Raw genomic sequence first — 12,723 nt, 5'->3', positions numbered from 1 at the left:
GCACCCCCCATTAGTTGATGTTGACCTGGCTGCCCTTGATGTCCAGCCGTCCGCTGGACTTGACCGCGAGCGCGGACTTGGCCTGCACGTTGACGTCGGTCTTGGAGACGATCTCGACCCCGTTGCCGGTGAGCCGCAGCTTCCCGCCTGCGGAGATGACGACGTCCGCGTCCGCGGTGATCGTGATCCGGTTGTCCTTCGTGCTGATCACGATGCTGTTCCTTGCGCTCCTGTCGACGATCTCGATGCGCTCGTCCCCCGCGGTGTCGGTCAGCCGGATCAGGTGCCCGCTGCGGGATCTGATCGCCCGCACGTCGTTGCGGCCGTCGCCGTTGGTGAGCGGCGGCCTGTCCTTGCCGTTCCACAGCGCGCCGACGACGTAGGGGACCTCCGGGTTGCCGTGCTCGAAGGCGAGAAGGACCTCGTCGTCGACCTCGGGCAGGAACCAGAAGCCGCGTCCGGCCCCGGCCATCGGCACCGCCACCCGCGCCCAGTCGGTCTCGGCGTCGTCCGCCAGCCAGGGCAGGGTCACCTTGACCCTCCCGAGCCCGTCCGGGTCCCGGTTGTTGGTGACGATGCCGATCGCCACCCCCTGGAACGGCCCGTCCGCGCGGGCGTCCTGGCCTGCCGGCAGGTCGAAGAGCTCCGTCACGCGGCGTTCCTCCGCATCTGCAGGGAAGTCCGGAAATCGTCCCCCGCGGTCAGTGAATGGCTGACGGATGTGAGGTAGTAGGCGCCGCTGAAGAGGGTGCCCGCGCCCTGGATGTCGACCACCTCGCCGGCGTGCAGCCGGGGCTTGCCCTCGCATTCCGCCTCGCCGGTGATGTACGTCAGCGCCAGGTCGTCGAACTGGCCGCGGGCCATCCGGTCGGCGCGGTCCCGGTTCGGCACCGACAGGCCCGTGCTGACCGTTTCCGCCTTGCCGAAGGCCCGGTCGGCCGCGCGGGGGCCGGTGGTGGCGCCGCCCATGGTGGTGGACTCCCGGCCGGCGGTCACGGTGGAGACCACGGCCTGTTTTAGCGCCACGTCCCAGCCCCGCACGGAGTGCCGGCCGACCTGGGGCAGTGCGCGCAGCCGGGGCGTGAACTCGGCGATGTCGTCGCCGATGTGCAGGGTCGTCGACGGCTTACGGCCGTGCTGCGGCGGCCGGAAGTACAGCACCTTGTCCCGTACGTGGACCTCGTACCCGATCAGCCGCGCCCGCTTCTGGAGGAACTCAAGGTCGGTCTGGTTGTTCTGCACCACGTAGTCCGAGGCGGTACCGGTGTCGGTCACCTCGGCCCGCAGCCCCGCGTTCCGGGCCAGTTGGCGGGCGATGGCGCTGTCCTTGGTGCGGGTGAAGGTGCGGGTCTGCTGGGCCCGTGCGAGCCGGTGCCGGTGGTCGTAACCGCGGACGGTCAGCGTCGGCAGTCGGCCCGTGCTGAAGGTGGGTTCCAGGCCGGTGACCTCACCGGTCATCACCGGGTGCAGGTCGCCGCCGTACCCGAGGGAGATCCGCACCTCGGTGCCGACCGCGAAGAGCCGGGAGTCCGACCAGGGGAAGGACAGCCGTTCGGAGTCCCAGTTGTGCAGGGTCACGGTGAACATGCTCAGCGCGTGGAGATCGTCCAGGACGGTCACCGACTCGACGTCGGCACGGGCGTCCAGAGGCAGGGGACGGCCGTCGCAGCGGATCTCCAGGGCCGGGGCGGCCTCGTCGGCGTTCATCGCACAGTCCTCCGCTCAGCTCACCCGGGGAATGGTCAGCACCTGGCCCGGTCGCAGGTCGCGCGGGTTGACGATGCCGTTGGCGGAGGCGATGTGCCGCCACTGGCGCGGGTCCCCGTACTCGGCGGCGGCGATGCTGTGCAGGGTGTCGCCGCGCCGGACCGTCCACGTCTTGTCCACGTCGGACGAGTGCAGTTCGCCTTCCTTCAGCTGCGCGTCGGTGAGGGACTCGACGAAGCTGCACGAGACGGTGGCCCGCACCGGGGTGCCGTCGGGCAGGAACAGCGTGAACCGCTCGTCGAGTCGGGTGAGCACCCCGGTGAAGATCTCGGAGAACGCCCCCCAGGAGAGCGTGCACAGCGGCGGCCGGTGCAGTTCGGTGTCGACCTCGGCAAGCTTGGCCACCCGGGCGGTCAACGCGGTGACGTCGGTCGCGTCACCCGTCTGGAACGGGTTGGGCGGAACCACGAACGATGCGGCCGTGGCCCAGGCCGACGCACCGGCCCGCAACTCGTAGGTGTCGAAGAACAGCTCGACGGAGAGCGTCGCGGGTTCCATGGAGGAGAACTCCTGCTGCAGTCCCCTCCGGGTCCACTCGCTGCCCGCGCCCGCCGTCTTGGGCGCCTGCCACGAGACCGACCGGGACCGGCTGATCTCGTGCGGGTTGAACAGCGCCCTGATCGGGCCGTTCTCCTTGAAGTCCGTTCCGTCGTGGGAGATGGCCAGCTTCTGCAGACCGCCACCGCCGGGCCCGACGCCGAGCAGGGTGCTCGCCAGGGCCGCCTTGTTGAGGATCATCGCCGTACCCCCCGGCGTTCGGCCTCGACGGCCAGCCTGCGCACGATGCGCTGGTGCACCTGGTCCGTGATGTGGGCGACGTCCACCTGCGGGGCCTCCGGGCCGGGTGACGGTGGTGTGCCGTGGCCGGCGTGGGGTCGGTGGCTTCCGGAGTCTTCGGAGCCGGTGTGCGCGGGCGCCGCGATGTGCGCAGGCACCACGGTGTGTGCCGGGCCCTGGAGGGCGGGCCCCGGCGCCGTGGCGGGTGAGGGCCGGTCGTGCGGGGTGGTGCCGGCCGTCGTCAGGGGCAGGATCCGCACGGGTTGCGCCTGCGGCCGGCGCGGGGCGACCGCCTCAGTCGGCGCCGCCAGGGGTCCGGCGGCGGACGGCCCGGTGTACGACGCCGGCGCCCGATGGGCGACGACAGTGGGAGTTGCCGTCGGGACGGGCGGGACCCGGTGCCGAGCGTCGGCGGGGCGGAGCCTGACGACCGGAACCGATAGCGGTGCCTCGGAGTCGTTCGCCGGGGGCGCCGACGGCGCGGGCGCAGAGGACGTCGCCGCAGACGCGGGGCCGCGCCCGGGGGCCGTCGGCAGGTGCGTCATGACCGGGCCGTGTCCCTGGACGGGCGGCTTCGTCCGGGCAGTGGGCCCCGAGCCGGATGTCCCGGGACCGCCCCACCCCGCGAGCGGGCCCGGCACCCGAGGGGTCGGCGACGGCCCGGATCCCGCACGGGCGGGCGGACGCACCGGGGCGATCGGTAGAGCGGCGACCTTGCGCTGGATCGTTGGCGTCCCCGGCACGGACGGCGACGAGGAGCGTGCGGGTGCGCTGTCGGTGGCGGGCCGGGTCGGAGACCGTACGACGTCCACGGCGCCCGCCGTGTCCGTTCCCGTCCGGGCAACGGGGCGAGCCGACGCCACCGGGCCGTCCTCGGCCGCCGTCGCGGGCCGAGCCGGGACGACCGGCGTGGCAACGGTCGGCGCCGACGGGCCGGAGCCAGCCGCGTCCTCCCCCGTGGCAGGAGGCCCGGCCGGTCCCGGCGGCGCGGACCGCGCGTACACGATGGGTGCCGTAGCGTCGGCGTGCGGCATCGGGTCGACGTACCGTGCGGCCAGCCCGGCCAGCGGGAGCCCGGCCGTCATGTCGCCGTGCCGGGCCAGGGCGGACCGCGCCTGGCCGGGGTCGGTCACCCCGGGGCGCCGGGCCCGCCCCGACAGCCGGTGGACCAGCGTCGGGTCGAAGGTCGTGTCGTCGTGCATCTCGGACTTCCTGTCGGCGGTACCGGTCAGCGGGCCATGTCGGCGATGCCGTGCCCCAGTGCCAGGGCCTGGCCCAGCAGCGGTTTGGTCAGTCCCTCGTGCACCAGCTCCAGGGACTCGACGCCGACCTCGTCGCTGCCGGCGGTGAAGCTCGGGCCGGTCCAGCGCACGGGCAGCGCGTTGCGGAAGTTCCACCACATGACCGGGATCTGACGCCGGTCGAGCAGGGCGATCGTGCCGCTCTTGCGCTGGATGACACCGCGGGCGGTGTTGTCGTACCAGTTCCACAGCGAGTTGACCGCGGTCAGGCCGTGCTTCAGCACCAGGTTCGAGGGACTGGCCGCACCGGGCAGCTGGTGGGTGAAGCCGTTGACCCCGCCCTCCCGGTAGGACTCCATCTCGATCCGGCTCTCCAGGCCGCTGACCTCGGTGAACCCGCCGACGAGCAGGCCCTCGACCTCCACCGCGAAGTTGAAGGTCGGGAACGGGTCCGGCAGGCGCACGCCGGTCCAGTTGCCCACGGCGGCGGGCGCCCAGCTCAGGCCGAGCGGAATGCCGGTCGACGTCATCGCCGTACTCCTCCCTGCTCGTTGACACGCTCGTTGATGCGGGCGATCTCGGCGACCCAGCGCTGCCGTTCCCGGTGGTCGAGCTGCATGATGTCGTGATAGGGCCAGTGGAAGTGAAAGGCCACGTACGCTACTTCCTCGTGCAGCCGGTCAAGGGAGTAGCGCGTCATCCCCCCAGGCCGGGGGGCTCCACTTCGAACGATCCGTCGCAGTGCGGGCAGTCCACCTGGAGGCGGGCGTGCCCGCTCACGTTGATGCGCTGGTAGAAGTCCTGGAGATAGGCGAGGTCACCCGAGTACAGGTTCTCCACGGTGTGGGTGTTGACGTACTCCAGGCTGCCCAGCTTCGTGATCACCCGGGTCAGCAGGATGATCACCAGATAGCCCGGGTTCGACCGCACCCGCGGGTCCTTGATCGGCTCGATCTCGTCCAGCGCGGTGGACATCCGCATGGTGCCCTCGCGGTGCACCGTGCCGTCCGGCGTGACGAGACCGTGCGGCAGGGTGAACGGGAACTCGGCCGGGCGGGCCCGGGGAGCCTCGGTGACGCCGACGCCCGCTAGCTCCACTGGTCGACCTCGATCCGTTCGCAGGCGAGCGCGAGCTGCTCGACCGCGACCTCGTCACTGGTCGCGTTCAGGCTGGGACCGGTCCACGACTTCGGCCAGCACTCGAACAGGTTCCAGGTCACCCGGGGGTTGCCCTGCTGGTCGAGCAGCGTGATCGACACGTTGTGCCGCTCGACCGTGCCCTTCATCACCCGCTGCCGCCACTCCCACAGCTTGCTGTCGTTCGTGATGCCGCGGCTGAGGGTGATGTCGTCGTGGCTGTTCAGACCGGGGATCTTCCGCGGGGCCAGGTTCGCGTCCGTGCCCTCACGGTATTCGGCCTGGTTCTGGCTGCTCGCCAGCCCGGAGCACTCCCGGAAACCGGCCCGGGTCATACCGTCGAGCTCCACCGTGAAGTTGTAACCGAAATAGGGGTCGACCCTGTCCACAACCGCGCCTCCTTCTTGTCGAACCTCTGGTCGATCTGCTGGCCGACCTGTTTGTAGCCACTCGCCGCTGTTTGTCGCTGATTGTTGAAGCCGTTCACGCCGCGTCGACCGTCACTCCGCTCGCCCCGTGGATGACGCGCACAGTGATGAACTCGGCGGGCGCGGTCGGCGCCACACCGATCTGAGTCACCACCACCCCGGCCTCGACGGCCTCCGGGGGATTCGTCTCGTGGTCGCACTTGACGAAGAACGCCTCTGCCGCCGTCCGGCCCTTCAACGCACCACGCTGGAACAGCCCGTCGAGGTACGCCGTGAGCTCACGCATGATCCGCACCCACAGCCGGATGTCGTTGGGCTCGTGGACCAGGCCCGTCATGAACCGCTCGACCCACCGGCCGACGGTGCCGACCAGCCGCCGCGCACTCACGTCCCGCCAGGCCGGGTCCGTGGCGAGGGTCCGCGCGCCCCACACCCGCACACCGCGGCCGGGCAGCGCCCGCAGACAGTTCACCCCCTGCCCGTACAGCTCCCCCACCTCGGCGGGGCCGAGGCGCACCTGCAGATCGACGACGCCCTCGACCTCCGTGTTGGCGGGCGCCCGCTGCACGCCGACCCGCTGGTCGCCGGCCGAGTAGACCCCGGCCACGTGCCCGGACGGCGGCAGATGGCGCAGCACGCCGTCCCCGCCGGGCGCCCACAGCCACGGGTAGTACAGCGCCCCGAAGGAGCCGAAGGAGCCGTCGGTCCGGGTCAGCTCCGCGCGCTGCTCCGTGACCTTCGCCGTGTCCGTCGTGGGTATGCCGTCGAGCAGGGCGAACCGGTCGCCCCGTTCCCGGCAGTGCCGCAGCAGCACCCGCTGCTGACAGACGACCGGATGGAGGGAGCCGTCGGTCGGCCACGGCGCCGCCGTGACGATGTCGGGGGCGCACACGAGGTCGGCCTCGTCCGCCACACCGTCCAGCGCGTCCAGCGCGGCCTGCAGCGCCTCGACGGGCACCTTCGACTCGTCGAGCCGTACGACGTGGCACAGCAGCCCGCCGTTGTCGAAGAAGCCCCGGACCGCGTCGGCCAGGAAGCCGCCCGGTTCAGCGTCGTAGGCGGCCTCGAACTGCGGCCACAGCGTGAGCCGTTGCGGTGTGCGCGGTCCGTCGGCCGCACGGCCGAGGAAGACGGGCACCCCGGTGAGGAAGACCGGTGGCGGGGGCGGGAACACGTCCTGCCGGATGACGCCCGGTATCGGTGGCTGGGTCATGGTCTCGTCCGGTCGTCCGCGGCTACTGGATCCCGCCGGACCACTGGCTGATCCGGAACACCACGAACTCGGCCGGGCGCACCAGCGCCACTCCGATCTCGACGACCAGCTGGCCCGCGTCCCGGACCGCCGCCGGGTTGACGGTCTCGTCGCAGCGTATGTAGAAGGCCTGTTCGGGGGTGTTGCCGAGGAGCGCGCCGGACGACCAGACCGTGGTCAGGAAGGCGCCGACGTTGCGGCGGATCTTCGACCAGAGTTCCGGCGCGTTCGGCTCGAAGACCGCCCATTGGGTGCCCTCGTCGATGGACTCGCGCAGGAAGTTGAACACCCTGCGGGAGCTGATGTACCGCCACTCAGCCTGTGCCGCGCTCGCCATGGTGCGGGCGCCCCAGACGGTGATGTTGCCGTCGAACCTGCGGATCACGTTGATGCCGACGGGGTTGAGCCCGGCCTGGCCCTGCTTGCTGACCAGCTTCTCCAGGCCGAGCGCGCCACGGATCACCTCGTTGGCCGGCGCCTTGTGCACACCCCGTTCGGTGTCGACGCGGGCGTAGACCCCGGCGAGGTGGCCGCTCGGCGGGTGGTACACCGGGTTGCCCTCCGCGTCCTCGGCACCGATGTCGATCCACGGGTAGTAGATCGCTCCGTAGCTGCTGTCGCGGGTATCGCCCTGGACGTCGCCCTTGGTGGGGACGGGTACGTCGGCCCGCCGGCCGTCGAGGATCGCGAAACGGTCTTGGAGGTACTGGTTCTCGCAGTGGTCCAGGATGGCGCCCTGCACGGCGTCGCTCACCGCGCCGGGGATCGCGACCAGGGCGATCTCGTCGATGGCGGTGAAGGTGTCCAGCGCGGCGATCAGCCTCGCGTCCAGCTGTTCCGCACCAGTACCGGCGTCGGGATCGGTGTCCGTACCGGCGTCGGCACCCGTACCGGCATCGGGGTCGGCACCGCCGCCCTCTGCGTCGGGGGCGACCCGGGTGATCCAGCAGCGGCCGCCGCCGTTGTTGAAGAAGCCGTAGACCGCGTGGGCGAGCGTGCTGTTGCCGGACTGGATGTCACCGAACAGGGTCTTGAAGGTCTCCCAGCCGTCCACGAGTTGTGCCTGGCCGACCGGTGCCACCGTGGCGAAGTCGGCGGGCTCGCGGGTGCTGCCGTCGGCCTTCAGGCCGGACCGGCCGGGCAGCAGCGGCATCGTGACCGTGTCGGCGACGACGCCCACGAAGCCCGCGGTGCTGGTGCCCACCCCGGCGATCGGCTTGATCGCCGAGGGCACCTCTTCGACGTACACGCCAGGTGCTAGATACTGCGGCATCTGCGGGATCTCCCCCTCGTCATGACTCGTGGTCAACGCCGTGGCCGACCCGGACGACCGTCTCGGTCACCACGGGTCCGACGTCGGTGGATGCGAAGACGTCGACGCTGAGCGTGACGCTGTAGTGCAGGACCGCCTTGGGCCGTCCGCCCATGGCCTGCCAGAACTCGCCGATGCCCTGCAACTGGCTCTCCGCGGTGATCCTGGCCGGGAGCGGAGCGGGCTGTTCGGCCAACTCGCCCCGCAGATAGCTCGCGGGGATCTCCCGGTGGCGCAGCAGCACCTTCATCACCGCGCCGAGCAGGCGGTGTTCGTCCTGCGCCGGGTTGGGCGCGCTCTCGTTCGGCCAGGCGGTGACCAGATAGGAGCACAGGACCCGGGCGGGCGCGCGCTTGCGGGTGGCCATCCCGGACTCCGGCCGGGTGATCTCCCACTGGTTGGTGCGCAGTTCGTGGTTCTCCCGCACGTCGTACAGGAAGAACGCGACCGCGGGCAGGGTGACACCGGAGGGCGGGAACTGGTCGTCCGGGGTGGCGAAGCTGACGGTGATGCCGGACAACGGCAGCTCGGCCTCGACGAGCGCGGCGAGGGTGTCGTCCAGGTCCTGGAACATGGCTTCTCCCTCGCCTCCGCACCGATCGACTGGGCAAGGGTCTAGTCCCCTTGCGTCCGCTGAACGTCTCCGCGGGCGTCTGCGCGCACGTCTCAACGGAGCCGGGACAGCACCCTGGTGACGCCGCGACCTGCCACTCCACACCGAGGCGTGATGCCCATCACACCTCAGGGCGGGCTGTGACCGACACCCCGACCGCCGCCACTCGAACGACTCACCGGTGGCGGTGCTCGGGCGCGTCCCGGTAGCCTCCGTCGGCAAGCTCCTTCCTGGCGGGCGATCCGAGCCTCGACCAGTGCAGCCACCCGGACCGAGAGACACCTCACCGTCCCTGGTCGTCAGCCTTGCCCGGCTCCGCCGAAAAGCCGAGGCCAAGCACCCCGACGAAGGCGAAACGAGAGAGGAACCGTCCATGCGATCCCTCCAGCCCGAGGCAAACCCGGCGACAGCGCCCCGCACGGTCACAGCCCGAGGACGCGGCGAAGTCCGGGAGAGTGACCACCCCGGCGGCCGTCTGCAGGGTCTGCAGCGCCGATACGGCAATCGACGGGCACGGTCGATGATTCAGGCGAAGCTGAACGTGGGCCCGGTCGACGACCACTACGAGCGCGAGGCCGACCGGATCGCCCTCCTGGCGACAGGGGCGTCGGCACAGCGCGCGCCCGAGGCCGCAAAGCACGTACCGGGCGCCGCCGGAGGCGTCGCGGATTCCTCGGTCTCGCAGGCCGTCACCCGGGTCGGCGGCGCGGGACGGGAGGTGCCCGCCGGTGTGCGGAAACGAATGGAGCGGGTGTCCGGGGCTGATTTCAGCGACGTACGCGTCCACGTGAACGCCGGGGCCGATCGACTCAACGACGCACTCGGATCCAGGGCGTTCACCGTCGGCAGCGACGTGTTCGTCCGACGCAGTGAATACCGTCCGGGCAGCGCACGGGGTGACGCGCTGCTGGCACACGAACTGACCCACACCGTCCAGCAGGGGGGCGCCCCCTTGGCATCGTCGGAGGCGGCCACCGCGGTCACGCCCGTCGTGCAACGGGCGTTCGGTTTCGAGCTGGAACTCCCCAGTGTTCCCGTGTTCTCGACGAAGTCGGGAAAAGAGAACGAGGGGCTCAGGTTCCCACCCCTGTACGACGAACATCACAGCATCGGCAAAATCCAGAACGGGCACGACATACACTGCGACAAGAGTGACAAGCTCTTTAGGTGGATCGCTTTCGCCCAACCCTGGTGCCGAACGGAAAACCTGGACGAACTGCCGATCGTGGAGCTCGTCACCCCACCATTCCAGGAAAGCTGGTCGCGGGGCCGGGTCAAGGCCGAGATGCGGCCGCTGGTCGTGGCAGCGGAGCACATCAGAACAGTGATGGCCAACCAGTGCGAACTACCCGTCCAAGCCCTTTACGGTGTCACGAAGTCCGTATCGCCCGACAACCGGATCGGTTTCCCGAAAGCCGCCTACGAGGGATGGAAGGGCGGCCCCTTGGGCGACGCTCCACCCGTCGACGTCAGCGCACACGTACAGGCAACCTACGGACTACCGCTCCGCAGCGTGGGGAACGTCTTCCGGAAACGCGGCGAACGAGACAGGACGCAAGCCCCGGACACCGCACGGTTCACACAGATGATGCAGAACTCCCAGGACGACCTGACCGACGCGAACACCATCGCCACCAACTGCGTCAACGCGATGCGCGAAGACGCGAAAGGGAAGAAGTACCGGAAGTACAACCTTGACAACAACGCCTTCGCCGCCGCGCATGGATTCTTCGCCCTGATCGCCAACTATCTTTACTCCGCATCCCGGCAAAAGATTTCAGTAACCAAGGATCTCGGAAAGAACCGGTTGGGACTGTACTACTACAAGACATCTCTGGACACAGTACGGAACCAGCTCGGAGAAGCATATCCAGGTATCGGCCAGCTGCTGAAGAAAAACAACAAGAAGTACCATGACATCCTGCTGGCCAATACAAAAAGAAGTAACACCTGGTCGATGTTCGTCACAGGAAAAGACGCAACAGGCGAGAAGACAGTGAAATCGTGGGTCACGGCAGTCCTCCAGGGGAGTTCCGACTTCGTGTTCAGAGACACCAAGAACCCGTGGAGTGACGAACTCTTTTTCTCCGAGTCTCCCGGAGTGGTCGTCGAGAACCGTAAATTTGCCCAGACCGAGGGCCACGAGTACACGCACGAATATCCACCGACTGAGTGGCCCGAAATGGCCGCCCGGGTCTGGGACTTCCTGCAGAACAAGGACACGTGAGCGGCAGCGTCGTGTCCCGGCAGGCAGTGTCGTCGGCGACGCTCTGCTTGTCCGGGTGGGCCTCGGCCCGGTGGCAGGACGCCGGCCCCCCGCACACCCCAGAAGCTGCCGGTACCGCTCCAGAAGGAGTTTGAACGGGGTCTCGGTCTCGGGTCGCGCCGAAAGCTCAGCGTCCGGGTGTGATGTGCGGCCTCAAGACATAGGCGACAGAAGAGTCTCAGGAGAGGCTTGACGGCAGTCTCGGGACATTCTTGACGGCCGCGATCAGCTCCTTGATCCTTGACGTTGTGGCGGTGGGGGAAGATTCCGAACAGGGGCCAACGTGGCGGGTAGAGCAGCGATACCGCGCTGTCCTTGAAGTGCTCGACGGTTCTCCGGTCAGCGAAGTGGCCGTGCGGTACGGCGTGTCGCGCCAGACGATCTACACCTGGAAGTCCAAGTACAGCGCCGACGGGCTCGAAGGACTACAGGAGAAATCCCGGCGTCCCCGATCCAGCCCCACGCGGATACCGGCCGAGGTCGAAGCCCTGACTTGCGAGATGCGGCGGGCGAACCCGCGGTGGGGTGCCCGGCGGATCGCCTTCGAGATCGCTCGGACCAACCCGCCGCCGCTCCGTGACGGGCAACGGTGCATCGCGTTCTTGAACGCAACGGGCTCATCCGGCACCAGAAGCAGCAGCACCGCCGCAAATACCGGCGGTGGCAGCGCGAGACACCCATGCATCTGTGGCAGATGGAGCTGGTAGGCGGGATCTACTTGGCCGACGGCCGCGAGTGCAAGATGCTCACGGGGATCGACGATCACTCCCGGTTGCTCGTCGTCGCCACCGTCCTGGCGGTGCCATCCGGGCGGGCCGTCGCAAACGGATTCGTCCGCGCGATGCGAACCTACGGGGTGCCGGCGGAGGTCCTCACCGACAACGGCAAGCAGTTCACCGGCCGCTTCACCAAACCCCGCCCTGCCGAGGTCCTGTTCGAGCGTGTCTGTCGGGAGAACGGCGTCACCGCCAAGCTGATCAAGCCGTACTCACCGACCACGACGGGAAAGATCGAGCGTTGGCACCAGACTCTCCGCCGTGAACTCCTCGACGTATCCGGCCCTTTCGCTGTTCTACCCGCCGCCCAGGCTGCCGTCGATGCATGGGTGCACACCTACAACACAGCCAGGCCCCACCAGGCCCTCGACATGGCCACCCCCGCCAGCCGGTTCCGGCCGAACCCGCCGCCGCAGCCGATAGTTGTCGCCGCTGCAACCGCCCTCGAAGAGCCATCCATCGCGGCCGAGCCCGCAGCGCCGGTCACCCTGCTGATTCCGGCCTCGGCGCCGCCCATGGAGTTCGAGACCGTCGTCGCGGCCAGTGGCCTGGTCGGCGCGCGCCCCGCGTTCAGCGGGTGAGGCTCGGCAAGGAGTACGCGGGAAGCCGCGCACGAGTGTGGGCAGACGAGCAGACGGTGCACATCGTCATCGACGGCCAGCTGGTCAGGAGCGTCGCGTCGTGCCTCGACGCCGGCAACCTGTGCGAGCTTTCGATGCGCGGGGCTGTTCGGGCAGGGCCTCCACCAGCAGCCCCTGCCGCGGGCCGGCTGGGGCGCCTGGAACCCGGCACGGTGATCGAGGTAGACCGGAAGCTCGACGTGAACGGTGTTGCGAGCCTCGGCAAGACCGAGGTGACGGTCGGATACGAACTCGCCAACCAGCGCGTCACGTTCCGCCTGGACGGACACCTGATGCACGTCGTCCAAGACGGCGTGCTCGCCAAGACTCTGCCGTCACCGATCGATGCCGACCAGCGTGCTGGCCTTCGCGGTGCCAGAATCGCCTCGGGTGAACTACCAGTACCCGTGGCAGGCGCAGTTCACGTCGAACGCAAGGTTCTAAAACTGCCGATCATCGTTGACACCTGGGTCTCTGATCACTAGGAGATCCACATGTCGAAGACACCCCCGCTCGATCGCGAGGCCAAGCGGC

At 69.2% G+C, this 12,723-nt stretch carries 15 protein-coding genes; 4 read left to right on the top strand and 11 right to left on the bottom strand.

Features of this window, described 5'->3' with window-relative positions; all coding sequences use genetic code 11:
* Positions 1 to 10 precede the first annotated feature (10 nt).
* The 11 genes from ACIP6U_RS47010 to ACIP6U_RS46960 all read right to left on the bottom strand — a co-directional run bounded on the left by ACIP6U_RS47010 (position 11) and on the right by ACIP6U_RS46960 (position 8,488).
* Positions 11 to 652 carry a phage baseplate assembly protein V gene (locus ACIP6U_RS47010; protein ID WP_401729503.1) on the bottom strand — a complete coding sequence of 214 codons (642 nt, stop codon included), beginning with the start codon at positions 650 to 652 and terminating at the stop codon, positions 11 to 13.
* Positions 649 to 1,707: a phage late control D family protein gene (locus ACIP6U_RS47005; RefSeq protein WP_401729501.1), complete on the bottom strand. Its 1,059-nt coding sequence runs from the start codon at positions 1,705 to 1,707 to the stop codon at positions 649 to 651. Before ACIP6U_RS47005 ends, ACIP6U_RS47010 begins: the two co-directional genes overlap by 4 nt.
* A gap of 15 nt (positions 1,708 to 1,722) precedes the next feature.
* Complete coding sequence (locus tag ACIP6U_RS47000; RefSeq protein WP_401729500.1) at positions 1,723 to 2,505, bottom strand: LysM peptidoglycan-binding domain-containing protein; 783 nt, start codon at positions 2,503 to 2,505, stop codon at positions 1,723 to 1,725.
* The gene (locus ACIP6U_RS46995; protein WP_401729499.1) at positions 2,502 to 3,746 is read right to left on the bottom strand and encodes a hypothetical protein; all 1,245 of its coding nucleotides are present in this window, start codon (positions 3,744 to 3,746) and stop codon (positions 2,502 to 2,504) included. Before ACIP6U_RS46995 ends, ACIP6U_RS47000 begins: the two co-directional genes overlap by 4 nt.
* Positions 3,747 to 3,772: 26 nt before the next feature.
* Positions 3,773 to 4,315 (bottom strand): phage tail protein, encoded by a 543-nt coding sequence (locus ACIP6U_RS46990; RefSeq protein WP_401729497.1) that lies wholly within the window; start codon positions 4,313 to 4,315, stop codon positions 3,773 to 3,775.
* On the bottom strand, positions 4,312 to 4,485 hold the full coding sequence (locus ACIP6U_RS46985) for a DUF6760 family protein (RefSeq protein ID WP_401729496.1): 174 nt from the start codon (positions 4,483 to 4,485) through the stop codon (positions 4,312 to 4,314). Before ACIP6U_RS46985 ends, ACIP6U_RS46990 begins: the two co-directional genes overlap by 4 nt.
* The gene (locus tag ACIP6U_RS46980) at positions 4,482 to 4,883 is read right to left on the bottom strand and encodes a hypothetical protein (RefSeq protein WP_401729495.1); all 402 of its coding nucleotides are present in this window, start codon (positions 4,881 to 4,883) and stop codon (positions 4,482 to 4,484) included. Before ACIP6U_RS46980 ends, ACIP6U_RS46985 begins: the two co-directional genes overlap by 4 nt.
* Positions 4,874 to 5,311 carry a phage tail protein gene (locus ACIP6U_RS46975; protein WP_401729493.1) on the bottom strand — a complete coding sequence of 146 codons (438 nt, stop codon included), beginning with the start codon at positions 5,309 to 5,311 and terminating at the stop codon, positions 4,874 to 4,876. The genes ACIP6U_RS46980 and ACIP6U_RS46975 overlap by 10 nt, the downstream gene beginning before the upstream one ends.
* Positions 5,312 to 5,405: 94 nt before the next feature.
* The gene (locus tag ACIP6U_RS46970; RefSeq protein WP_401729491.1) at positions 5,406 to 6,563 is read right to left on the bottom strand and encodes a phage tail sheath family protein; all 1,158 of its coding nucleotides are present in this window, start codon (positions 6,561 to 6,563) and stop codon (positions 5,406 to 5,408) included.
* A gap of 22 nt (positions 6,564 to 6,585) precedes the next feature.
* Positions 6,586 to 7,875 carry a phage tail sheath family protein gene (locus tag ACIP6U_RS46965; RefSeq protein ID WP_401729490.1) on the bottom strand — a complete coding sequence of 430 codons (1,290 nt, stop codon included), beginning with the start codon at positions 7,873 to 7,875 and terminating at the stop codon, positions 6,586 to 6,588.
* 19 nt (positions 7,876 to 7,894) lie between these two features.
* The gene (locus ACIP6U_RS46960) at positions 7,895 to 8,488 is read right to left on the bottom strand and encodes a DUF4255 domain-containing protein (protein ID WP_401729488.1); all 594 of its coding nucleotides are present in this window, start codon (positions 8,486 to 8,488) and stop codon (positions 7,895 to 7,897) included.
* 412 nt (positions 8,489 to 8,900) lie between these two features.
* Between ACIP6U_RS46960 and ACIP6U_RS46955 the strand changes: the two genes are divergently transcribed.
* The 4 genes from ACIP6U_RS46955 (at position 8,901) to ACIP6U_RS46940 (ending at position 12,674) form a co-directional block, all read left to right on the top strand.
* Positions 8,901 to 10,754: a DUF4157 domain-containing protein gene (locus tag ACIP6U_RS46955; protein WP_401729486.1), complete on the top strand. Its 1,854-nt coding sequence runs from the start codon at positions 8,901 to 8,903 to the stop codon at positions 10,752 to 10,754.
* Between the two features lie 287 nt (positions 10,755 to 11,041).
* On the top strand, positions 11,042 to 11,500 hold the full coding sequence (locus ACIP6U_RS46950; RefSeq protein ID WP_401729540.1) for a helix-turn-helix domain-containing protein: 459 nt from the start codon (positions 11,042 to 11,044) through the stop codon (positions 11,498 to 11,500).
* Entirely contained in the window at positions 11,473 to 12,150 is a 678-nt protein-coding gene (locus ACIP6U_RS46945; protein WP_401729484.1) for an integrase core domain-containing protein, read from the top strand. Before ACIP6U_RS46950 ends, ACIP6U_RS46945 begins: the two co-directional genes overlap by 28 nt.
* Before the next feature lie 56 nt (positions 12,151 to 12,206).
* Entirely contained in the window at positions 12,207 to 12,674 is a 468-nt protein-coding gene (locus ACIP6U_RS46940; RefSeq protein ID WP_401729482.1) for a hypothetical protein, read from the top strand.
* The last annotated feature ends 49 nt before the right edge of the window (positions 12,675 to 12,723 follow it).

It is taken from the genome of Streptomyces sp. NPDC088794, assembly GCF_044750545.1.
In the GTDB taxonomy this organism is placed as follows: Bacteria; Actinomycetota; Actinomycetes; order Streptomycetales; family Streptomycetaceae; genus Streptomyces.
The sequence above is the reverse complement of the archived record's forward strand: the minus strand, read 5'-3'. Positions and strand labels throughout refer to the sequence as shown.